Origin of the sequence: Planctomyces sp. SH-PL14, from assembly GCF_001610835.1 — a bacterium.
In the GTDB taxonomy this organism is placed as follows: Bacteria; Planctomycetota; Planctomycetia; order Planctomycetales; family Planctomycetaceae; genus Planctomyces_A.
Genome location: NZ_CP011270.1, coordinates 7,590,834 through 7,613,772, shown reverse-complemented (window position 1 = coordinate 7,613,772; position 22,939 = coordinate 7,590,834). Strand labels below are relative to the sequence as shown.

The following is a 22,939-nucleotide window of genomic DNA, read 5'->3' as shown; positions in this document are numbered from 1 at the left end:
TTGTGCGTATGTGAGTGACCTGAGACTCCCCCAGAATACCGATTGTGCCGGTTGTGTCAATCTTAACAATTGCACCGGTTGGAGCGCCGAGGCGAGGTGAACCGGAGGGGGAGGCGGCTTGTGACGTTGCCGAATCGGTCTTGTGAGGAAAAACGAAGGGTGGCACACTTCCGCCCGATCTCTCCCCTCCTCATCCCTCCCCAGCGCCGCCGCTCGTCACGCATGAATCGTCGAGACTGGCTATCGATCGTCGCCCTCGGCTTCGGGGCGGGCTGCGCGGGGCTTCGGTCTCCCTTTCAGCAGCAGGCCGCTCTCGCGAATCCGACGTTCATCGGGCGGACGAACGACGAGTTCCTGTGGGAGCGGACGATCGACGTGCTGCACGACTACAAGTTTGAGATCGCGCGTGAGGACCGGTTCTCGCGGCAGATCGAGACGCAGTACAAGGTCGGATCGAGCATCATCGAGCTCCAGCACGGGGAGACGATCGGCCTGTTCAATCGGATGGAGAGCACGCTTCAATCGGTCCGGCGGCGGGTGACGGTGAGCTTCGTCCCGCATGAGGTTCAGGCGGGGTACCTCCTGACCGTGGAGGCGTACAAGGAGCTGGAAGACGTTCAGGGGATCGCGGCGAATTCGGCTGGGGCGGCGACGTTCCAGGAGAGTCGCCCGCTGGACATCGACCTGAATCCGGTCGTGGGGCAGACCGCTCCTTCCGGGTGGGTACCGGCGGGGCGTGACTTCGTGCTGGAGCAGGCGTTGCTTCAGAGTCTCAGCGGTGCGTACGCGACCTGAGGTCGAGCGGCACGATGCTGGTACCTCGTCCTTGCCGGCGCGGCTCTGTCAGCTCAAACCCAATGTGCGACGGCAGCCTGGGGTCAAGGGGGCCACGCCCCCTTGCCGCCGGAGGCATTTTCGTTGAGGAACCATGGGACACAACGGATGTCCCCATTGTGTGGCCGGTGCTGAGGTCTCCTTCGCACCACACCACTTGCTTTGCAATTACCGCGGGTTGGTGAGGGTGCATCCGGCACGTTGTCCGCGCTTGGACAGATGCTCCTTCAGGCATCTCTCGACGAGAGGGCCTCCGGCGGGCAAAGAGGCGTTGCCCCTCTGCACTCCCCACCAGGGTGCCCCTGGACCCGGCGAAGGCCAAGCGGTGCCTCTCAGTCGGCTACGCAGTACCCACGGAACAGGTCCAGCACCTCGGACACACGCATCTGGAACTGCTCCGTCGACTTCGGCTTGCCCACCGCCGAGAAGACGACCCGCATCTCCTGACGGACAGCCGCACCCCGCGAACGATCTTCACCCAGGAAAAACACCTGGATACGGATCGGCTGCCGGTCCGACGTATTCCCCCACCCCCCAAAGAGCGAGGACTTCCCGATCGTCAGCTCGACCTCCTCCTTCGTCGCCTTGCCGAGGGAGGCCTTGGTCTCCTCAATGAAACCGCTCAGCTTGTAGACCAGGATGTCGGCGGCCACCGCAGTCTTCAGATAGACCGTGACTTCATTGTTGCCGGTGATCCGCGCGGCGAAGTCGGAACTCTGCTCCGGAACACTCGCCGCCGCCGGCGCGGCCGAAGCCGCCTCCGAGGCAGGCATCCGGCGGGCAGTCCGATTGCGTCCCCCCTTCTTCGCGTCGAAGAGAGCTTCGTCCGCGCGGCGGATCACGTCGTCCACGTGCTCGCCCCGCAGGATCTGCGAAACGCCGAACGAGGCGGTCACCTTGAGCTTCTGATCACCGCCAAACAGCGACGCCGCAATGGTCCGCCGCAACCGCTCGGCGCGGCGCTCCGCGTGCTCGAGGTCGGTCTCGGGACAGATGACGACGAACTCCTCGCCGCCGTAACGGGCCACCAGCTCGCCGGAATAGACCTCGTCCTGCAGGATCCGGGCGAAGTCGACGAGGACCTGGTCCCCCACAACGTGTGAATAGGCGTCGTTGACGCTCTTGAAGCGATCGATGTCGCAGAAGATGACGCTGAACGGGGCCGAGTCCTCGGACTTGGCGAACTGCCCGTAGAGCTTGGTCATGAAGTTGTCCAGTTCCTTGCGGTTCGGGAGCGACGTCAGGGCGTCGCGGGTCGCAGCGAGCTTGAGCTCGCGGAACTCCCCCTTGCGCCGACGGGACTCGTCGAGCGCCCGGTAGCAGTGAGCGATCCCCTGGAGCTTGTGGCGATCGTCGAGGATCGGCAGGAGCAACAGCTCATAGGTCTGGAGCTTCCCCGCTTCATCGGGAAGCTGGACGTTGACGCACCCGGCCCGCGGACTGTCGAGCAGCCGCTGCATCGGGCAGGTCTCGTCGATGTACGGCTTTCCGTCCGGGTTGACCCAGCCGACGGACCGCCGCGACCACGTCTCCCCCAGGACGTCCCGGGCGGGACGCCGGAAGAGAGTCTCGGCGCCGCGGCTCCAGACGATGTGCTTGAGGTCGTTGTTGAGGATGTAGAAGCCGTCGTACAGCGTCTCGAGGAGATACAGGTAGGAGAAGACGTGGCACAGCGTGTGGGCTTCCCCGACCGTCGACGAATCGACCGGAACGGCGGCATCGATCGACGATCCGCAGTCCTCGTCGCGGAGGACGTTGAGCCCGTCCGTCTCCACCCACCGCTGGAGGGCGGAGACGACGTTGCGGTCGAACCGCTTCCCTGACTGTCCGATCAGCTCCCGGAAGATCTGCTCCCGCGACATCCGCTTGCGGTACACCTGGTCCCGCGACATGGAGTCGAAGGCGTCCGCCACCGTCAGGATGCGGGCCCCCTGATGCAGTTCCGAATGCTCGCTCGTCCCGGCCGCGTAGCTGTCGGAGACGATCTGGATCGTGGTCCGGTCCATGCGGCACGCCTGGAGCAGCCCCACGCCGGTGAAGTGATGGATGCCGATCAGGTCCGCCTCGTCCGGACTGAGCCGGGCGGGCTTGTACAGGATGTGGTCCGGAACGCCGATCTTGCCGATGTCGTGCAGGAGGGCGGCCGCTTCCAGGACGTAGAGCTCGTGCTCCTCCCAGCCGAGACGCTCGGCAATCCCGAGAGCGATCAGGGCGACGCGGCGGGAATGGTGCAGCGTCAGGGGATCGCGATAGTGCAGCGCGGCCAGCAGCCGCCTGAGCACTCCCAGGGGAACGCCTTCTTCCGTCGACGCACCGCGCTCCGCCACCCCTTCCCGGACGAGCGACGTCAGGGCCAGCAGCAGGCGCGAGGAATCCATCGGGTGAGGAGCCGTAGACCGCGGCGGCGCCTCGATATCGGGACTGGTCAGCATGACACTCATGGGAAGCCGGATCACGTAGAGGGTGCGGCCCGGAGAAGCCATCCTCCGGGCATCGCTGCAAAGCTAGGTCGCGCCTCCCCTCAGTCAAATTCTCTGTCCCGCTAGAAGAGGAGATTCTCCAAGGAGGCAAATTTCTCCGCGGCCTCGAACAAAAACATATCACCCCACTGCCCGCAGAATCGCAACATCCGGAACGGATGGCCCTCGGACCTGTCGATTTTTCTGCCGCAACTCATTCGACAGCATTGATCTGAGGTGACATTATGGACATCAGGATGGCCAGTGTTCCCGCAGGCTGAGTCGAGGGTCACGCCGTGTCGCAAATTCTTTCGTTCGGGCAGCTCATTTTGACCTTCTGTCTGGTGGCCGGCCTGGCTCAGGCCCAGACTCCGGATAAAGCGGAGGAGGCCCGCCTCAAGGGGTACGAGTTCCTGAAGTCCCAGCAGCTCGAGGACGGGTCGTGGGAGTACGCCGGCCACGATGTCGGCATCACCGCACTCTGCGGACTGGCTCTGATCGAGAACGGGCTCCCGATCTCGGATCCGATCGTGGAAAGCGCTCAGCGGTACGTCGTCAAGAACTACCAGGACGTCAAGCAGACGTACGACATCACCCTGGCGATCCTGTTCCTCTCACGCGTCGGCGACCGCGACAACCGCAAGCCGATCCGCGACCTGGCGGCGCGGCTCATTGCCGGACAGAACGTGGACGGGGGCTGGCATTACACCTGTCCCGCAGCCACGCAGTCGATCCTGGTCGACAGCAATGAGCGGATCAAGCCGCAGGCGGGCAAAGGGGACAACAGCTGCACGCAGTTCGCCGTCCTGGGCCTGTGGGTCGCGTCGCGGTGGGGGGTCAACATCGACATCCCGATGCTCAAGGTGGCCGAGCGGTTCGTCGCCACCCAGCGACCCGACGGCGGCTGGCCCTACCAGCACGAGGACAAGCCCAAGGAAGAGGAAGGGAACTCGACCGGCACGCCCGCTCCGACGACCTCCGGCACCGAGGCGGAATCGAAGCTCAATCCCTCCAGCCCGTCGATGACCTTTGCCGGACTGTTCTGCCTCACCGTCGCGCGGGCCACCCGGATCCGGGCTGAGCTCAACGGCGTCAAGCTCCCCAAGCCCAAGGCACCGCCGACGACGGCCAAGAAGCCCCGCACGAACTCCGCGCGAGCCACCGATCCGATGCCGGCGCCGATGCCGATGTCCGACGAGCCGGCTTCGAACCTCCTGGAGGTGGTCGATCCCGGCGAGAAAGCCAAGACGCTGAAGGAAGACCCGGTCTTCGCCAAGGGGCTGGAGCGGGCCGGACTGTTCGCCGGCAGCATGTCTCCCGGCTCGGCCCGCTACTTCCTGTGGTCCGTCGAGCGGATGGGAGTCCTCCTGGGGCAGGACAAGTTCGGAAACACCGACTGGTTCAACAAGGGCTCGACGGCGCTCATCACCAGCCAGTCGAAGGAAGGGGGATGGGTCAGCGGCGAGGAAGGGAAGGGGACGCTCCCCGACACCGCCTTCGCGATTCTGTTCCTCCGCAAGGCGAACCTCGGCAGCGACATCTCCCGGCTGCTCGAAGGGGAGCCGGCCAAAGCGTTCTCAGTCGCGTCCAAGGCCGGAGAACGGTTCGGATCTCTGGCCGATGCAATCAAGGGGGCCAAGGAGGGGGACGTGATCCGGATCGACGGCTCCGGTCCTTACGACATGCCGCACCTCGAGATCGACAAGGACCTCACGATTGTCGCCGGCACCGGCTACATCCCGACCTTCCGCTATGACATCGGCTACAACGCCGACGGCAAGCGGTCGCGTCCTGAGGACGACCGGGAGGTCCGGCACATGATCCGGGTCAACAAGGGGCACCTCACGATGGAGGGGCTCGCTCTCCAGATGGACGCTCCGGTCAAGAACGTTTCCTTCTCCGCGGTGGTCATCAACGGCGGCACGCTGCGGATGCTCAACTGCATCGTCTCGGAAGCGAACAAGATGGGGATGGCGGCGGTCCGTGTCACCTCGCCGGGCGAGGTCACGGTCCGCAACTCGATGCTGGTCGGCGGGCGGACGGGCGTTGAAGTCCTGACGGGGGGGAAGCAGAAGATCCTCATCGACAATACGCTCCTCTTTTCCACCGCCTGCGTGAGCGTCTTCAACGGTCCCAAGCCGGAAGACGCCGACTGCCAGCTCCACCTTTCCCGGTGTGCCGCCTACGGGACGGACATCTTCAACTTCCGCGGCCTCACGACCCCCATCTCCATTCAGAGCGACGGCGTCGCCTACAAGGGGGACTGGCTTGGCTCCTCGATGCTCCCCGCTGTCGATTCCCACAAAGGGGTGAACTGGCAGGGGACGGGGAATCTGTTCGACGTCATGCGGTGGGTTGGGAGCGCCGGCAAGCAGAATATGACGGTCGTCGATGCCAAGAAGTTCAACTCGTTCTTCGGCGTCCCCGAGGAGAACGGCGCCAAGCAGACGATCACCTTTGCGGCGAAGCGGCCGCTCGGCGCGTTCAACCATGCGGTGCGGGCGGACGACTTCGAGTTCTCGAACACGTCGAACGTTTTCGCTTACCGTCGTAAGGCGGGCCTGGATGCGATCGTCGTCGGTCCTGGCGAAGGGTATCTGCGGTTCCGCGAGAGCTTCGACTATCGCACGTGGAATCTGGTCGCGACGGCCCCGTGACTGTGGGTGTTCTGCCCGCGGGGGCGATTCGCGAGTCCTCGGATCGTCTCCCTCGCTCGAATCGCGTGCTTGCCGGCACGGCGATGCTCGCTCAATCCCATGGTGCGACGGCCGCCTGGGGTCAAGGGGGTCTCACCCCCTTGCCGCCGGAGGCACTTCCATGAGGAACCGCGGTACACAACGGACGTCCGTTTTGTGGAACCGGCGTCGAAGACTCCGCGCTCGCTCTGGAATCCTCGCGGGTTGGTGACGGGGCATACGGCACGGCGTCCGCGCTTGGACACTCACTCCTTCAGACATCTCTCGACAGCCAGGCCTCCGGCGGGCAAAGGGCCAGAAAAACAACACAGGCCCGTCTGCACTCCCCACCAGGGTGCCCATGGACCCGGTGATGGTGGAGTGCACATCGGAGATTCGTCGGCCGGGCACGCCGGCTCAAGCATTCGCCAGGAACGCTGCCCAAAGAACACCGTCACTTCTTGGGCTTGCCAGTCTTGCGAGCCTTGTCAGGCCGGGTTTCAAACCACGTCAGCGTCACCTTGCCCGCCGGTGAGTCAATGACCACTTCCGGGCCCTCGGCGTCCAGCAGATCGGGGAGCCCGCCAGCGAACGCCGTCAGCATCTGCAGCTCGTCTTCCGTCGGGACCTGCGGAGCCTTCCGCCGCCGGATCCGCATGACGATCGGATACCCCTCGGGAGAGGCGACCGGCCAGTTGTGATCGAGGAAGGCGTCATGGTCCTCAGTCGGAAGCGCCTGGGGCTCGTCGTAAAAGAGATTCAGGACGTTGATGTCGTCGAGCTCGGATTCGACTCCCGTCGCCCGCTCCAGGTCCTCCCGACTGTCGTAGATACACAGCCCCTGCAGCAACCCCGACTGCCCGATCACGAGGCCATACCGCGGACGCCGCCAGCGGCCGCCTTTGATTTCGACCGCCCGTTCCGGCGGAACCACCTTCCACGGGGCGGCCCGGTGCAGCCGGCACGCCTCCCGGTAGAGGCTCTCGATCCGCTCCAGCGAGTGCCCCGCCTTCACGAGCGACAGCTCTTCCTTCTCCTCCTCGTCTTCGGCGAGGCTCTTCAGGAGCATGTTGTGCGCTTCGTCGAACATCGCGAACTCATTCGTCACGACGCACCGGACGCCGAGCGGCTTGAGCCGGCCCTCGAGCGCCACCCGCAGGTCGTGCGTCCGGACGCGGACTTCCGCCGGGCGCTGGGCCGGACCCGCGAAGGGATGCGTGATGGCCCGCGCGACGGTCTGCCAGACCAGCTCGGGCATCTTCTCCTCGGCGGTCTCGACCCGCTGTGAGACGATCACCCCCTGGGAGACAGAGACCACCATGATCGACTGCAGCCGGACATACCGGTTCTGGTCGTTCTGAACCCACCGGGGGAGCCGCTGGGCATCGACGAGCCAGATCTCCGCCGACGGCGGGATCCGCTCGAAGTCCTCGGCCCCGGAGCTATCGGAATGGTCGAGGCTCTGCGCGATCTGGTTGCGGAGGTCTTCGATCGCCCGATCGAGCCGCTGGCTGTGCTCGACGAGCCGAGTCCCCGTGCCGATCGACTGCAGCGCCGTCTCGATCCGCCGGATGAGCCGCGGATCGTCGAACAGCATCGTGGACGGGCGCTGCTTCCGCTCCTGAGCGGTCTCGAGCAGGAGCTCGATCATCATCTCCGTGTTGGGAACATCGTCGAAGACGGTCGACTGATAGAGCGTGTCCCCGACTTCGTTCGTCACCACGCAGAGCTGCCCCCGCTCGGAGGGAGCCCCGGGATGGAGCGGCCGGACCGAGAGCCGCCACGGATCGAGGTCTTCCTCCGTCACCGCCTTGAGGCGGTCGAGCAGTGTCCGGACCTGCGCCCGGCGGTCCCGCAGACGCGGACGGCGTGAGTCAACTTCCTTCCCCAGAACCGACCGCAGCCAGCTGATCGCTCCCGCGGCATCGCGCCAGGCGGGCATCGCCCGGAGGAGGTAGAACTCCGCCGCGCCGAAGCTGCCGGGGGAGAGGTCGTCGGGGATCTCTTCGTCGAAGGCGATCTCGCCCAGGAGGAGCGCCGCAACGTGGGGGTTTTCCGAATGTCCCCGCCGGAGGAACTGGCCGGCCACGGGGGTCGGGCCGTTCCGGCGAAATTCGACGAGGGCCTTCGTGAAGTACGAGACGTCTTCAAAGCGGCTGAGGAGATCGGCCGCGTCCGAGACCCGCTGCGCCTCCAGAAACGCCAGGGCCAGCGACTCGACCGTGGCGACGTCATCGGGCTGGACCCGCAGCACCGCCTGGTAATGGGGGATCGCGTCGACGAGCCGCCGCTCCGCCTCCAGCGCGGTGGCGATCGCGCGATGGACCGCCTGGTAATCCCGCGCCTCCTGCGAGTTCCGCTTGAGTGTCTTTCCCTCCTTCTTCTGCCGGTCGAGGTTCTGTTCGACGAGCTTCAGCGCCTTCTCGTAGAAGGGGAGGGCGCGGGTCGTCGAGCCCGCCCGGTCGCCGCGCTGCAGCGGCACCAGCACGCACCGCGGGTCGAGGCTCTCGGCCTGCTTCAGGAGTTTCTCCGCGGTCCGCTTGCTCTCCTCATCGTCCGCCATCCGGCACAGTTCGCGGGCGACCGCAGCCGGTTCGCCCCCCAGCTGCCCGCGGGTTCCGAGGTCGACCACGATCGTGTCGCCCGGCTTCTCAGCAGCGGAGGCAGGGCGTTTCCGCACCGTCCGCCCCGCCGGAGCCTTGGGGAGCTTCGGGCTCGGACGTTTCGCGGCTTTGGATGGCTTTTTCTTGGCCATGAAATTCGTCTGCGGTGACCTCGGCGGAGGGGCCGCCTGAGAACGCAGCTTAGTGAATCATTGGCGCCAGGGGAGGGCGGGAAAAGAGCGCACTCCCGACAAAGAAAGAGCCGCCGAACATCGGGTCGATGTCCGGCGGCTTCGTATTTCTCCGCGGAGCTCGGCCACCAGGGGCCGAGCCGGTCGGGAGCGGCTCAAACTACTTGACGGCCCCTTCGACGAGCGACTTCTTGCTGCCGCTGTCCTCGTTCTTGGTGATGAGAACCTGGGTCGTCAGCATCAGGCCGGCGATCGATGCGGCGTTGCGGAGGGCGCTCTTCACGACCTTCGCCGGGTCGATGACCCCCGCCTTGTACATGTCAACGTAGTCGCCGGTGGCGGCGTTGTAGCCGACGTTGCCGGTCTTCTGCTTGACTTCGTCGGCGATGACCGCCCCGTCGAGGCCGGTGTTGTCGGCGATCTGACGGATCGGGGCTTCGAGAGCGCGGGTGATGATCTGGATGCCGATCTGCTCGTCACCCTTCGCCTTCACTCCCTGGACCGCTTCGATCGTGCGGAGGAGAGCGGTCCCGCCGCCGGGGAGGATTCCCTCTTCCACGGCCGCGCGGGTCGCGTGGAGGGCGTCTTCCATCCGGGCCTTGGTCTGCTTCATTTCCGCTTCGGTCGCCGCACCGACGCTGATGATCGCGACTCCGCCGGTCAGCTTGGCGAGCCGTTCCTGGAACTTCTCGCGGTCGTATTCCGAGTCGGTGTCTTCGATGTGCTTGCGGATCTGGCCGATCCGCTTCTGGATCTCGTCTTCCTTGCCGGCCCCATCGATGATCGTGCAGGAGTCCTTGTCGACTTCGATCTTCTTGGCCTTGCCGAGATGAGCGATATCGACCGCTTCCAGCTTGATCCCGAGGTCTTCGGAGATCAGCGTGCCGCCGGTCAGGACCGCCATGTCGCCCAGCATCGCCTTGCGGCGGTCGCCGAAGCCCGGGGCCTTGACGGCACAGACGTTGAGGACGCCGCGGAGCCGGTTCACGACGAGGGCCGTGAGGGCTTCGCCGTCAACGTCTTCCGCCACGATCAGCAGCGGCTTGCCGAGGCGGGCGACCTTCTCCAGAACCGGGACGAGTTCCCGCAGGTTGGAGATCTTCTTTTCGTAGAGCAGGATCAGGGCGTTGTCGAGAACGGCCGTCATCGAGCCCGAGTCGGTGATGAAGTACGGGGAGATGAATCCCTTGTCGAACTGCATCCCTTCCGTCAGCTCGAGGGTCGTCGCGTTCGACTTCCCTTCTTCGACGGTGATGACGCCGTCGCGGCCGACCTTCTCCATCGCTTCGGCAATCAGCTTGCCGATCTCGAGGTCGTTGTTGGCCGAGATCGCGCCGACGTGCTCGATCTGCTTCTTGTCGTCGACCGGCTTGGCCATCCCTTCCAGGAAGGCGATGGCGGCGTCGACCGCCTTTTCGATCCCCTTGCGGACGATCGTGGGGTTGGCCCCCATGGTGATCGAGCGGAGGCCTTCTTCGTAGATCGCCCGGGCCAGGACGGTGGCGGTCGTCGTGCCGTCGCCGGCCTGATCGCTCGTCTTGCTGGCGACTTCGTTGACGAGCTTGGCCCCCATGTGCTCGTAGGGGTCTTCCAGCTCGACTTCCTTCGACACCGTCACGCCGTCCTTGGTGACGACGGGGTTGCCGAACGACTTGTCGATGATCACGTTGCGGCCGGTCGGACCCATCGTCACGGCGACGGCGTCGGCCAGCGTCCGGACGCCGCGCTGCAGCTTCAGCCGGGCACGGTCGTCGAAGAGAAGTTGCTTAGCCACAGGGAATCCTTCGGATGAGTTGTCAGTCTTCAGTTTTCAGTTTTCAGTTCGGAAGGCCGAACGAACTCTGTCCGCCGCAGACGTTGTTTCAAGGGTGAAGACCAGCCAGCCGACCTGTCAGGAAGGGGCGTTTGAGTCTCCTCAAACGCCCGCTTCGCTCTGACTCAAAACTGACGGCTGACGACGGAAAACTTGTCTCAGACCACCTTCGCGAGGATGTCGCTCTCGCGGAGGATCTTGACTTCCTGGCCGTCGACTTCGATTTCCGTTCCGCCGTACTTGCCGAACAGGACTTCGTCACCGACGACGACCGAAACCGCGCACCGCTCGCCGCTGTCGAGCAGCCGGCCCGGGCCGACGGCGACAACCTTGCCGCGCTGCGGCTTTTCCTTGGCGGCGTCCGGCAGGACGATCCCGCCCGCGGTCCGCTCTTCGGCTTCCATGGGCTGAACGACGACGCGATCGTCAAGGGGCTTGAGAGAAATGGCCATATCTGTCGACTCCGAAAAAGTGCTTATGGATTGAAGCGAATGGGGTCAGGCCGCCATTCGAGGAATTGCAAACACACCAGGAAAACGGGTCACTGTCAGGTTGCGGAGAGTCGCCCGGAGGCCGACCCCGCTGGAGACTAGAAGCCTCCCATCCCTCCCATGCCACCCATTCCCATTCCGCCCATGCCTCCCATACCACCCATTCCTCCCATGCCACCGCCTCCGTGGTCATGGTGATCGTGGTGGCCGTCCTTCTCGTCCTTCTTGGGCTCATCGACGATGATCGAGTCCGTCGTCAGCAGCAGGGCCGCGACGCTGGCTCCGTTCTGGAGAGCCGAGCGGACGACCTTGGCCGGGTCGACGACGCCGAAGGAGAGCATGTCGCCATACTTCTCGTTGAGAGCGTCGAAGCCGTAGTTGACGTCGCTGTTCTTGCGGACGGTGTTGGCGACGACCGAGCCGTCGAGACCGGCGTTCTCGGCGATCTTGCGGAGGGGCATCTCGAGGACGTTCTTGATGAGCTGAACGCCGAGAGCTTCGTCCCCTTCGAGCTTCACCTTCTTGAGGGCTTCGCCCGAGCGGAGCAGGGCGACCCCGCCCCCCGGAACGATCCCTTCTTCAACGGCGGCACGGGTCGCGTGCAGGGCGTCGTCGATGAGGTCCTTACGTTCCTTCATTTCCGTTTCAGTGGCGGCACCGACGTTGATCTGGGCCACGCCGCCGGCGAGCTTGGCGAGCCGCTCCTGGAGCTTCTCGCGGTCGTATTCGCTGTCGGTCTTGGTGATCTCGGAGCGGATCTGGGCCGCGCGGCCTTCGATCGCTTCCTTCTTGCCGCCTCCCTGAACGACGGTCGTGTTCTCGGAGTCGATCCGGACCTTCTTGGCCTTGCCGAGGTCGGAGAGCTTGATGTTCTCGAGCTTCTCGCCGAGGTCCTTGAAGAAGGCCCGGCCGCCGGTCAGGATCGCCAGGTCTTCGAGCATCGCCTTGCGGCGGTCGCCGTAGCCCGGGGCCTTGACCGCACACACCTTGACGATGCCGCGGAGCTTGTTGACGACGAGAGTCGCGAGAGCTTCCCCTTCAACGTCTTCAGCGATGATCAGGAGGGGAACCCCGTCCTTCGAGACCTGCTCGAGGACCGGCACGAGGGTCCGGGCGTTCGAGATCTTCTCTTCGTGGATGAGGATGCGGACGTTGTCCAGCTCGACGACCTGATCGTCTTCGTTCGTGACGAAGTGCGGGGAGAGGTAGCCCCGCTCGAACTGCATCCCTTCGACGAGTTCGATCTCGGTCTGGGTCTGGCGGCCTTCTTCGATCGTGATCACGCCGTCCTTGCCCACCTTGAGGAGGGCGTCGGCGAGGATCTTGCCGATCTCGGGATCGTTGTTGCCGGCGATCGCCGCGACCATTTCGATCGCCTTGCGGTCGTTGGCCTGGATCGGCTTGGCGATCTTCTTCAGGTTCTCGACGACGGCGTCGACCGCCTTCTGGATGCCGCGGCTCAGGGCGACCGGAGCGGCTCCGGCGGCGATGTACTTGAGGCCTTCGCGGTAGATCGCTTCGGCGAGGACGGTGGCGGTCGTGGTGCCGTCGCCGGCGGTGTCACCCGTCTTGGAGGCGGCTTCCTTCACGAGCTGGACGCCGCAGTTCTCGAACTTGCATTCGAGTTCGATGTCCTGGGCGACGGTCACGCCGTCCTTGGTCACCTTGGGGGCGCCCCATCCCTTGTCCAGAACAGCATTCCGCCCGCGGGGGCCCAGCGTCGAGGCGACGGCCCGAGCCAGCTTGGAAACGCCTTCCAGAAGCTGCTTGCGAGCGTCTTCGTCAAAACTCAGCAATTTCGCCACGGATGCTCCTCAAATATTCGGCAACAGGTAATTCAGCGACAGTTGTCTGGTGCGATCCAGCGGACCGGTCGGTGTGTCTCGGGGATCGGAGCGGGGCCCTCCGTGAAGGAACACCGCCATCTCAGCGCGAAAGCTCGCGTGTGTTGGGGCGAATGCAATCGCTATGCCATCAGAACACACAAGAACGCAACTCACTACGCAACAGAAACTTGCAACTCAATGAGCTCACAACACCGTCGTAGCACATGCCATGTTGGCAGGACGGAGGAACGTGATCGGAACCCATGAGTCAGGCGATTCCCAGAACCTCGAAGGTCTCCTGCCAGTAGACCGTCTGGCTTGGCCAGGGGAGCAGTTCCTTCAGCACGACGGCAGCCGCCCGCCGCCGGATCGCCTCGTCCTGGAGGATCGCCGCAATGTCGTCCGGCATGTCGCTGCCAGTCCGCCCGGTCGCGCTGGAGAAGGCCAACGGCAGGGAGCGTGAGAGTTCCAGAATCCAGGCCCGCTGAAACTTGTTGCTGGAATGAAATGCCAGGGACCGGAGAAACCGCGGCGCCAGGTCGCGGAGACCGCGACCGACACAGAGCCACTGAAGAGTGTGCGTCACGAGACGCGAATTCCTGACGCGAAAGGTTCCGATCAGACTGTCGGCCGCGGGTCCGCCGTGAGAGGGGACCACATCGAAGTCCTGAGTCCAATGCTCAAGGGAGATGACGACGTTCTCACGGACCACGTCCCAAAGGTCGTCGGCCTGCAATTCCCGTTGATTGGTCGCGATCCATCCCAGGAGATGGCCGACGACCTCTTCCACGTCCTCGCGGCGGTCGTAAACGAACCGCAACGCCAGAGGGAGGAAATAGACGACCTCTTCATAGGTCCCGGCGGGGAGCCACGGGCAAAAGAGCGACTGAAAGTGCCGCCAGGTCAGCAGGTCGTCACGCGTCCCCAACAGTTCGCGGAGCGACGCTTCGTCGTGATCGCGATGCGGATCGGACAACCTGCCGGGTCGCGATCGCCGGACTGGAATCTCGAGCAATCCTGACACAACGCACCTGCCCAGGCTCTCCGCGATGGCGGCCCCTCCCCAACGGGAACGCGCCCCTCCATGAATTAATCGGCCCACCGCCCCGGAAGCAACTCATTTGAGCTGACCGATGGGTTGATGCCAACGATGGCGAGACGCCAGAATCGCCCCGCTCGCCGCGAACTCCCCCTTCCGTCTGGCGGACTGCTGCATGGACTCAGCCTCTCCCTCACCTTCGACCACGCGCTCCACGACCTGGACCTACTGGATCTGCGGACTGCTCTTTCTGGCGACGACCATTAACTACATGGATCGGCTCGCCCTCAACGACCTGCAGAGCCGGCTGAAGTCGGAGTTCTCCCTGTCGGAAGAGCAGTACGGCCGCGTGGAGAAGAATTTCGGGATCGCCTTCGCCGTCGGATCCGTCACCTGGGGGATCGTGGCCGACATGGTCGCGGTCCGCTGGTTCTATCCCCTGATGCTCATGCTCTGGTCGCTCGCTGGCTGCTCAACCGGCTTCGTTCGGGACTACGACGAACTCCTCTGGAGCCGGACATTCCTGGGCTTCTTCGAGGCGGCCCACTGGCCCTGCGCCCTCCAGACGACTCAGCGGATTCTGGCGCGAGAGAAACGGACCTGGGGAAACAGTCTCCTGCAGAGCGGATCGTCCGTCGGGGCGATCCTGACGCCGCTCCTGGTCATGAGCCTGCTGCAGTTCTACCCCACGAACTGGCGGCTGCCGTTCTTTGTGATCGGCCTCGGCGGGCTCGGGTGGGTCGTCTTGTGGCTCGCCTCCGTGCGAAAGACGGACCTGCTTCCGCTCTCCGAGAACGCCCCGAACGCGCCCCAGACCGCCGCCGCCCCGTGGTCCTGGCTGCTCCAGCGGCTGGCGATCCTGGTCGTGACCGTCATCACGATCAACATCACCTGGCACCTCCTCCGGGTCTGGCAGACGCCGTTCCTGGAGACCGGCCGGGGCTACACCGAGACCGAGCGGCGGTGGTTCCTCGTCGCGTTCGGGATCATGAACGACATCGGATGCCTGGCGGTCGGGTACTTCACCGTCGTCCTCGCCCGCGGCGGCGTGTCGGCCAACCGGGCCCGCGTCTACGGTTTTTCGCTCTGCGCTCTGTGCACCATGTTCACCCTCGCGACTCCGTGGCTCGGCAAAGGGTGGATGCTCCAGGGGGTGATGATGATCGTCGCGGCGGGGGCGCTGGGACTCTTTCCGTGCTACTACGCCTTCGGACAGGAGATCTCCGCCAAGGCCCAGGGGAAGGTGACCGGATTTCTGGGGACGATCGCCTGGGTGCCGGTGTCGCTCCTGCACCCGGTCTTCGGCGCGTACGTCGACCAGCGGAAGCTCGTCGAAGGGCCGCGGGCTTACGACTTCCCGTTCGCCGCAACAGGCTGCCTCCCGATCCTGGCGGCGATCCTCTTGATCCTGGGCTGGCGGGACATGCCCCGCGAAGCGAAGTCGCAGCTCGCCGACGAGCCCTCTCCGGCCCGGGCCGCCTGAGTCCGGTCGGTGCCGGCCGCACACGGCCTCTTGGACAGGGAAGGGAAAACACAGAGGGACGGAGAACACAGAGAAGAATGTAGAAGGAGTCGCGGGTCTGCGAGAACCGCGACTCCTTTCCTTATCCGTGTTGATCCGTGTTCATCGGTGGCCTCCTCCCTCTGCACGCCTCACAAACGCTTCAAGGCGGCCAGCGAAACGCCTCCGTCCCCTCTGTGCCTCCGTGGTTCCACCGCCTTCGCCGGACCGCTGAACCCCGGCGGCAACAGATCGCTCAACTGCGTGTGATCGTCACAAACGGCACGCGGACTGCTTTACCCCTGTTGCGTCCGAAACCGGGCGGAGTTGATTATCCGTCCGAACAATTTGAGTGTTCACCCCGTTCACGTCCCTGAACATGCGGCCCCGCGCCTGTGTTCAGGTCGCCGCGCGAACCGGGGGTGCGCCGATCTGATTCCGCCAGCATTTTGACTGGCGGAACTCTCGCCCTGTGGACGTGCTTCGGTAGCGCACGTCCGAGTCTGGCACAGCGACTGCGTTAGCCCTTGTCAGCACGCACAACGACCGAGGCCGAGTTCGGCCCCAGTGCTATCTCTCCGCAGCAGTTCGTAACGGGAAGCTCAGGCCAGGCGACGAGCGCCGGCCGCGCGTGATGATCAGACGCGCTCCCCGTGCGCCCCCTGCGAAGTTCGGGAGAGAGAAGTCCGCGGCGGATCCGTGCACCGACAACTTTCTCCAGACACACAAGGACATTCCAACATGCTTCGTACGTTCCTGGCCGATGACAACGGCTTCATCGTTTCGGCCGAACTCGTTCTCATCGCCACCATCCTCGTCATCGGGCTCGTCGTCGGACTCAGCGAAGTCCAGCACGCCATCGTCTCGGAACTCAACGACGTCGGCGAAGCGATCGGCGAGCTCAACCAGTCCTACTCCTTCAGCGGCTTCAGCGCTCAGAAGAAGAACCACGGCGGCGGATTCTGCGGAGCCTACTTCGCCGGCTCGTCCTTCATGGACCACGCCGACGACTGCGACCGCAACGAGTGCCAGCTCGCCTGTGCCGCTCCGACCAACGAAGCTCCGAAGTGGTAAGCTGAAGTTCGTTCCCCAAGATGTCTCCACAAGACGCCGCCCGGAGCTGATCCCTCCAGGCGGCGTTTTTTTGTTTGGAGTTCTCAGTTCTCAGTCATCAGCGCGTCGTCGAGGCCCAAGACAACATCGTTCGCTTGTCGCTCCTCCGGCCCAACATCGAGCCGGCCGGCCCGAAGGGTCATTCGTTCTTTCAGCCAGGGCCACCGGCCCTGGGGTTACCGCGACAAGAGCATCCGAGGCCCAACGGGCCGGCCATTCGTTTCCGAACGAGAGGGCAGGGGAGCCGGTTGGACCGAACCGAATGACCGGCCCTTCAGGCCTCTCCGGGCGCTGCTCCGGGATTATCCAGGGCCGATGGCCCTGGCTGGGGGAACGGCTGGCCCTTTGGGCCGGAGAGACGCCTGTTGACCGGCTGCCAAAGGATGACGGAAGCAGGCCGACCTTCACCGCACCTCGCATCCCCCGAACTCAGCCCTCGTCGTCCCTGCACTCGATCCAGCCGAGAATCGTTGTTGCCTCCACAGTCATGAGCGGTGTCGCCAGGATCTTGTCGAGCCGGCCGCGGCAGGGGCTGGAGACACAGACGAGGACTCCGGGGACACTCAGCTCCGCCAGCCGCTCTCCTTCGTAGACCTCGCTCCCCACCTCCGCCAGCCACTGCTGCAGCACAATGGGGCGCAGCGTCCCCACCGCCCCCGGCACAACGATCGGAACCCGCTCCGGATACTCCATCGCTCCCTCCTTGTGAAACGACCCGCCCAGGGCCGCTCTCTTTCAACCGTCTCACGGGGCCTTCGCCGCCGTCAGCGGCCGGGCATAGTCGTTCCAGGCCGCCTCGCACTCCTCGGGGGTCATCTCGCCATCGAAGGCGAGGACGCGATACCGGGAACGGAGCGGCTCGTCACGCGAGATCCGGAACTCCCCGTCGACGCACGGACTGAAGACGAAGTACGGCATCTTGGGATGGATCCGGACCGCCTGCGGCGAACGGAAATTGTCCGGGTGGCTCAACGCGAGCAGCCCGCACGGCTCGCCCCCGACTTTGCCGGTCACCCGCACCCATGTGCAGTGCGCGTGGTTCCCGTCGATCCGCCCCTTGCCGTCGCTCGTCAGGAAGACCGCCCCGGTTCCTCCCTGGTCCGCCTCGCCCCACCCGGCCGAGCCGCGGACCGCAAACCCGCCGTAGTGATACTTCTTCAACAGAAGCGGCTCCGCCGTGGCGGCCCGCTGGTCGGAATCGACGTCGACGAGATGGAACCGCCCCAGGCGTCCGCCTTGGACGGTCCACCGCTCGTTCAGCGCCACCGTCTCGCCCCCCGGGAAGGCGACATGCTCCAGAGAGGCGCGGAACCCGGACAGCAGCGACCCGGACCAGACCTGTTCGACGTCGTGGTGCCGGACTGTCCCTTCCCGCGCCGGCTGGTTCCAGAAGTCGACGTGCTTCCCCCGGAACTCCGTGTTAACCCAGGCGAAGAAGATCGCGTGCTGGTGGAGGTGGTCCGCCGGAAACTCGTCCGTCAGGGCCTTCCCCCGCGGGCTGCGGAGCGGATGAAGATGCCCGCTCCGCCGAAAGACCGCATCGACGCCGTCCGGCAACCGCTCCTGAGTGTGATAGGTCACCACGGCCCGGCTTCCATTCCGGGTCCTCAGCTCGATTCCCTCCTCGGAGCGCTCCGCCGTCGAATCGTCCGCAGCGGTCTCTCCCTTGGCCGGACGAATCTCGAAACGGGTCGCTTCGTCCGCTCCTCGGCCGGCCTTCCCTTTCCAGCAGAGCCGGGTCCCTTCCTCGATGACCTGCGAGGGAATCTGTCGCCCCTCAGCGAAGACGCTCCAGGAGGTTGTTCTCCCGGACTCGGGGATCGGCCACCCGATCAGGGCCTCGCGCGGAGGCCCGTCGGCGATCCCGGGGACGACGACAGCCTCATCAGCCCGCAAGACAGAGACGTCCGCTGCCGCGAAACCGAGAAGAGTGAGACCGGCCGCCAGGAGTGAGATGCGCATGCCGGATTATCCCGGCTGAGACTCGACTCGTCGACTGGTCCGCCCGAAGCAGAGCTTTTCGTGGCCTGGACCGGTCGGCGAGGAATCGCCTCCGGCGGCCAGACTCGCAAACCACAAGACGGGCCTTCTGCCCCCACACCTTGCCGCTCGCAGGCTCGCGGAGAGGCGGTCTTGATCAGTCGACCTTGGGAGGCTGCGGCGGGAGTTCGATCGAATCCGGGACCGGAATGATCGACGGCGTCGTCTGCAGCGGCACCGGCGTGATCGGAACGAGCAACGGCCGCGTTTCGGCCGGGACCAGCTTCAATCGCGACGGCGGAGCGAGAAGCGGACCGCTCGGCTGAAACGTAGTGTCCCGCTGAGGGACCGTCGCCGCGGCCTCCTTCACTCCCTCGTCGGCGACGACCGGCACCGAAATCGGCGCGTCGTCCACGGATGGCGCCCCGGCGTTGAACAGGACCGGGAGCGGCGGAGGAGGGGGGACGTCGGACTCCGGAGCCTCGAGCGGCTGCGGCGTCACGGTTGCCACCGGTTCCGACATCGGCTTGGGGATGTCCCGGACCACGGGAGCCGCAGGCGCGGGGAGCGGAACGGGTGTCGGAGCCGGCATGACCGGGAGCGGAATGACGGGGACCGGCGGGACGAGCGGAACAGGAGTCGGCTCGTCCTTGACGACCGGCATCGGCGGCTGCGGCGCCGCAGGCTGCGGCAGAATCGATGGGGCCGGGGCTGCGACCGGCATCGGCAGGCTGATCGGCTTGGACGTCGGCGCCCGCTCGGCAGTCTGCGGAAGCGGAACGGGCGATTCCGGAATCGGACTCATGTCGCGCGGGCGGGTCCGCATCCGGTAGAGGACCAGGGCGTGGCTCGCATGGTACAAGGGCCCGGGGTCGATCGGCTGGTTGCTGGTCGACGTGAGATCGGTCGCCAGCGACCGGACCGCCGCCTGGACCCACGGCTCCTGGAGCCGCGAGGCGGGAAGCCCCATCATGAGCCACTCAAGCATGTGCCCGGAGGCGCGGATCCGCTCGGCGAAATCGAAGCTGAACTCCCGCTGACGATAGAACTTGGTCGAGAACGACCCGTCCTGATTCTGGACGTTGCGGGCCTGCTGAATGTACTGCTCGATCTTCTGGTGGGCGCTCAGCCAGATCCCGCGGAGGTCGCCGTGCTTCTGGAGATACGAGTTCCGGGCGTACGAGAGGGCGAACAGCCCGTGCGTCCCGCCGCAGGGGGCGTCGACGACGCTCGCCGCGGTCTGAATCTCAGCCAGCGCCGCCAGGCTCCACTTCTGGCCGTGCATGTTCTTCCATTCCGCATCCGGATCGAGGTAATGCGTCAGGAACCACAGCGTCCAGGAAGGCTCGACGTTCGCGCTCGTCGTCATCTGGGCGTGACGGACCATGTCGGCCATCGTCACGACGCGTCCCCCCGCCACCTTGAACTCGTGGTTCAGGGGGAGGTTCGACATCGTCAGGATTGCGAGGAACTGGTTGACGTGCCCTTCAAACCAGTAGGGGACGTTGAAGGGATGGGCGCGGCCGCCGTAGGGGGTCGCCTCGAACCAGTATTCGTTCCGGTAGACCGCCTCGTTCGAGATGTACTCGATGGCGTTGATCTTCCGGACGCCGCCGGGCTGGCTGAGCTTGAGCTGCAGGTCCCCGCGGTAGGCGAGGATGCCGTGCATGATCTGCCAGGGGGAGTTCTGCTGAGCGCCGGGAGTGACGTTGAGATATCGACGGTGGTTGTGATCGATGGCGCGGTCGACGAGTTCCTGGAGAGGATCGGTCGCTTTTGCCGATTCGATTCGGGCCGCGGGGATGTCGAGGCGGGCTTCCTGGGCGATCGGGTCGCGGGAAGCGGGCGGGGCGGGGGCGACGCCCGACGAAGAGGGAGTGGCTCCCTGTTTGGTCTGCGTCTGGGGAGTCTTGCCGGTCAGGCGGTCGCGAAAACCGGCGGCGTCAGCGATTTTCCAGCCCATCACGCCCAATGCGGCGAGGGTGGCACCTGCCAACACGAACTTACCGCGGCTTCCTGCCCGAAACATGAATACCCCCTCCCGGAGCATCGAACTTCCTTGCGCGGGGAGAGATTACCGGACGGCGGACGATGGGTGAAGACGGATTCGTTCTGCCGGAACTCCTGCGGCAGTCTCTGCGTGCGGCGTGGGGCGGTCATTGGCTGGGACAGGAAATCCTGAAAAGGCTGCAAGCTTGGAGTGGTCGGCGGGGCTCACGATTCTTCTTCGGGCGGTGTCTCGATCGACGGGTCGCTTTGGCGCAACCCAACGTCACTGGCGGACCGGGGTCCAGGGGCACCCTGGTGGGGAGTGCAGAGGGGCGACGCCCCTTTGCCCGCCGGAGGCCTGGCCGTCGAGAGATATCTGAAGGAGTGAGTGCCCAAACGCGGACAACGTGTCGTATGCCCCCTCACCAACCCGCAGGGATTGCAAAGCGAGCGGGGAATCCTCAACGCCGGGACCACAAGGGGACATCCGTTATGTCCCACGGTTCCGCGACGAAAATGCCTCCGGCGGCAAGGGGGCGTGGCCCCCTTGACCCCAGGCTGCCGTCGCACATTGGGTTTGAGTGAACAGAGCCGCGCCGGCAAGTCGGCCGTTCGACCTCTTCCATTCCGCGAAGGCGCCCAGATCCCCGTCGCGCTACGGCTCCTGCGCCTGCATGTCTTCCGCGAGCTGGCTCCAGTTCACTTCGTTCATCGCCGCGTACAACATGTCCTGGTAGATCCCCTTGGCCTCTTTGGGGATGTTGGTGATCACGTCGTCCTTCAGGCGACGGGCGAGCAGCGTCTTCGCCACATATTCGGCCTCAGCGTCGCCGGACCGGACGGCGGGCGAGAGCTCGGCCTCTTCCCGGCACTCCTGGGCCTCCTTGGTCCACTTCTCACTCAGGTCCGGATCGGACTGCAGCCACTGGCCGACCATGATCGTCGCCGGGCCGCGCTCCGCCTGGTCGGCATACGATCCGCGTCCCCGCCCGTTGGGGACTTTCTCCGAATCGGGGACGTTCCCGTCCTGGACCGACTGAAACAGCGACCCGGACTTCGCCGGAGTCCGGGAACTTCCCATGGGGAAATGCCCCATCGGGTCCATGAAGTAGTGGGCGACCGCCTCTTTGACCTTCTTGTCCTGTCCGACGATCCACATCACCAGGAAGAACGCCATCATGGCCGTCACGAAGTCGGCATAGGCGACCTTCCACGCTCCGCCCCCTTTGCCAGCCATTTCGGAGAGTCCTCAGTCTTCGGTTTTCAGTCGTCAGTGACAGGTATGGACGGGGATCAGGTGTCCGCGCTGGCTTCCTTGAAGACCTGCTCCAGCTCCTCAAGGGTGGGGCGGACTTCCGTTCCGATGCCGCGGCGGGCCTGCATGATCATGTCGCGAGGGGTTGCCCCCTCGTTGAGGGCCACGACGGCGATGATGATCGTCCGGAAGAACGTCATCTCCTCGATCCCCTGGAATTCCATCCGGCCCGCCATCGGACCGAAGAAGCCGTACGACATCAGAATCCCGAGGAACGTACCGACGAGTGCGGTACCGACCTTGTGGCCGATTTCTTCGGCCGGGCCGTTGATCGCACCCATCGTGATCACGATACCGAGCACGGCCGCGACAATTCCGAAGCCGGGGAGGGCGTCGGCGGTCTTCGAGAGAGCGCCAACCGCGGCATGGTGCTCGGTCTCCATCACGCCGACTTCCGTTTCCAGGGCCGCCTTGAGCTGGTCCGACGTCAGCTTGCCGTCGGAGAGCATCCCGAGCGCCCCGACGATGAAGTCGAGGATGTGGTGGTTGTTGGCGAGCCGCGGGTACTTGTTGAACAGGGGGCTTTCGTGCGGGCTCGTCAGGTGCGAGTCGAGAGCCAGAAGTCCGTCGCGGCGGACGATCTGCGAGAGCGAATAGAGCAGTTTGAAGAGGTCGATGTAGGCCGGCTTCCCGAACGGGGAAGGCTTGAGAATGGCGATCAGTCCCTTGAAGAGGTCGACGATGACCTTCTTGGGAGACATGGTGATCATGGCCCCGAACGCCGCCCCGCCGATCGTGATGAATTCGGAGGGGTGGATCAGCGCCGCGACCTGGCCGCCGGACATGGTGAAGCCCGTCAGCACTGCTCCGATCACGACGAGGGAGCCCAGAATGACGAACATGGTTTCCCTACCCTGCCAGCGTCCTAGCCTCGATCGACACGGGGACGCTCCGCCCCCGTCCTGGACGCGGTCATCCCCTGCTTACATCGTCCCGGCGAGGCAAAGTGAGGCAGCCTAGACGGGGGGAATCGCTCGATTCAGCCAACACAGGCGGAAGAGTCCGCCCAGCTTCCCAGGTCCGCGAGAGCCCCTTTTCGCGGGGAGAGGGAGGGGCGGGCCACAGAGGAACGCAGATCGCCCCGGATAAGAGAAGAGACGCCACTCGGAC

15 protein-coding genes are annotated in these 22,939 nt (G+C 65.0%); 4 read left to right on the top strand and 11 right to left on the bottom strand.

Translation table 11 applies throughout. The annotated features are described in order from the left end of the window. Nucleotides 1–222 precede the first annotated feature (222 nt). Nucleotides 223–795, top strand: coding sequence for a hypothetical protein (locus VT03_RS29330; RefSeq protein WP_075097366.1), 573 nt, complete (start codon nt 223–225; stop codon nt 793–795). A 371-nt stretch (nt 796–1,166) separates the two neighbouring features. Here VT03_RS29330 and VT03_RS29325 read toward each other — a convergent pair whose 3' ends face one another. Continuing rightward, complete coding sequence (locus VT03_RS29325; RefSeq protein ID WP_197489118.1) at nt 1,167–3,266, bottom strand: diguanylate cyclase; 2,100 nt, start codon at nt 3,264–3,266, stop codon at nt 1,167–1,169. A gap of 323 nt (nt 3,267–3,589) precedes the next feature. Between VT03_RS29325 and VT03_RS29320 the strand changes: the two genes are divergently transcribed. After that, nucleotides 3,590–5,950 (top strand): prenyltransferase/squalene oxidase repeat-containing protein, encoded by a 2,361-nt coding sequence (locus VT03_RS29320; RefSeq protein ID WP_075096286.1) that lies wholly within the window; start codon nt 3,590–3,592, stop codon nt 5,948–5,950. Nucleotides 5,951–6,422: 472 nt separating this feature from the next. Here the strand turns inward: VT03_RS29320 and VT03_RS29315 are convergent, their stop codons facing one another. From VT03_RS29315 to VT03_RS29295, 5 genes are all read right to left on the bottom strand, one after another. Then, entirely contained in the window at nt 6,423–8,723 is a 2,301-nt protein-coding gene (locus VT03_RS29315; RefSeq protein ID WP_075096285.1) for a tetratricopeptide repeat protein, read from the bottom strand. A 199-nt stretch (nt 8,724–8,922) separates the two neighbouring features. Continuing rightward, complete coding sequence (gene groL / locus VT03_RS29310; RefSeq protein ID WP_075096284.1) at nt 8,923–10,536, bottom strand: chaperonin GroEL; 1,614 nt, start codon at nt 10,534–10,536, stop codon at nt 8,923–8,925. Nucleotides 10,537–10,733: 197 nt separating this feature from the next. Next, nucleotides 10,734–11,027, bottom strand: coding sequence for a co-chaperone GroES (groES, locus tag VT03_RS29305; protein ID WP_075096283.1), 294 nt, complete (start codon nt 11,025–11,027; stop codon nt 10,734–10,736). A 137-nt stretch (nt 11,028–11,164) separates the two neighbouring features. After that, a complete protein-coding gene (groL, locus tag VT03_RS29300) occupies nt 11,165–12,871 on the bottom strand; it encodes a chaperonin GroEL (RefSeq protein ID WP_075096282.1) in 1,707 nt (568 codons plus the stop codon). A gap of 289 nt (nt 12,872–13,160) precedes the next feature. Then, nucleotides 13,161–13,868 (bottom strand): hypothetical protein, encoded by a 708-nt coding sequence (locus VT03_RS29295; protein ID WP_075096281.1) that lies wholly within the window; start codon nt 13,866–13,868, stop codon nt 13,161–13,163. Nucleotides 13,869–14,106: 238 nt separating this feature from the next. Between VT03_RS29295 and VT03_RS29290 the strand changes: the two genes are divergently transcribed. Next, nucleotides 14,107–15,414 carry an MFS transporter gene (locus tag VT03_RS29290; protein ID WP_075096280.1) on the top strand — a complete coding sequence of 436 codons (1,308 nt, stop codon included), beginning with the start codon at nt 14,107–14,109 and terminating at the stop codon, nt 15,412–15,414. Between the two features lie 759 nt (nt 15,415–16,173). Beyond that, the gene (locus tag VT03_RS29285) at nt 16,174–16,506 is read left to right on the top strand and encodes a hypothetical protein (protein ID WP_075096279.1); all 333 of its coding nucleotides are present in this window, start codon (nt 16,174–16,176) and stop codon (nt 16,504–16,506) included. Nucleotides 16,507–16,974: 468 nt separating this feature from the next. On the opposite strand, the gene VT03_RS29280 is transcribed toward VT03_RS29285, so the two are convergent. The 5 genes from VT03_RS29280 to motA all read right to left on the bottom strand — a co-directional run bounded on the left by VT03_RS29280 (nt 16,975) and on the right by motA (nt 22,671). Next, nucleotides 16,975–17,238, bottom strand: a complete 264-nt coding sequence (locus tag VT03_RS29280) for a biotin/lipoyl-containing protein (protein ID WP_075096278.1) — start codon at nt 17,236–17,238, stop codon at nt 16,975–16,977. A gap of 51 nt (nt 17,239–17,289) precedes the next feature. Then, entirely contained in the window at nt 17,290–18,507 is a 1,218-nt protein-coding gene (locus tag VT03_RS29275; protein WP_075096277.1) for a PmoA family protein, read from the bottom strand. 175 nt (nt 18,508–18,682) lie between these two features. Further along, on the bottom strand, nt 18,683–20,554 hold the full coding sequence (locus tag VT03_RS29270; RefSeq protein WP_156514837.1) for a hypothetical protein: 1,872 nt from the start codon (nt 20,552–20,554) through the stop codon (nt 18,683–18,685). A 615-nt stretch (nt 20,555–21,169) separates the two neighbouring features. After that, entirely contained in the window at nt 21,170–21,751 is a 582-nt protein-coding gene (locus VT03_RS35045; RefSeq protein ID WP_082846630.1) for a flagellar motor protein MotB, read from the bottom strand. Between the two features lie 56 nt (nt 21,752–21,807). Continuing rightward, nucleotides 21,808–22,671 (bottom strand): flagellar motor stator protein MotA, encoded by an 864-nt coding sequence (gene motA, locus VT03_RS29260; RefSeq protein WP_075096275.1) that lies wholly within the window; start codon nt 22,669–22,671, stop codon nt 21,808–21,810. Between the last annotated feature and the right edge of the window lie 268 nt (nt 22,672–22,939).

Coding starts and splice junctions, on each gene's coding strand:
- VT03_RS35045 (WP_082846630.1), bottom strand. CDS start 21,751: ATGGCTGGCAAAGGGGGCGGAGCGTGGAAGGTCGCCTATGCCGACTTC.
- VT03_RS29315 (WP_075096285.1), bottom strand. CDS start 8,723: ATGGCCAAGAAAAAGCCATCCAAAGCCGCGAAACGTCCGAGCCCGAAG.
- VT03_RS29280 (WP_075096278.1), bottom strand. CDS start 17,238: ATGGAGTATCCGGAGCGGGTTCCGATCGTTGTGCCGGGGGCGGTGGGG.
- VT03_RS29285 (WP_075096279.1), top strand. CDS start 16,174: ATGCTTCGTACGTTCCTGGCCGATGACAACGGCTTCATCGTTTCGGCC.
- VT03_RS29325 (WP_197489118.1), bottom strand. CDS start 3,266: ATGCTGACCAGTCCCGATATCGAGGCGCCGCCGCGGTCTACGGCTCCT.
- groES (WP_075096283.1), bottom strand. CDS start 11,027: ATGGCCATTTCTCTCAAGCCCCTTGACGATCGCGTCGTCGTTCAGCCC.
- VT03_RS29275 (WP_075096277.1), bottom strand. CDS start 18,507: ATGCGCATCTCACTCCTGGCGGCCGGTCTCACTCTTCTCGGTTTCGCG.
- VT03_RS29270 (WP_156514837.1), bottom strand. CDS start 20,554: ATGTTTCGGGCAGGAAGCCGCGGTAAGTTCGTGTTGGCAGGTGCCACC.
- VT03_RS29330 (WP_075097366.1), top strand. CDS start 223: ATGAATCGTCGAGACTGGCTATCGATCGTCGCCCTCGGCTTCGGGGCG.
- VT03_RS29290 (WP_075096280.1), top strand. CDS start 14,107: ATGGACTCAGCCTCTCCCTCACCTTCGACCACGCGCTCCACGACCTGG.
- motA (WP_075096275.1), bottom strand. CDS start 22,671: ATGTTCGTCATTCTGGGCTCCCTCGTCGTGATCGGAGCAGTGCTGACG.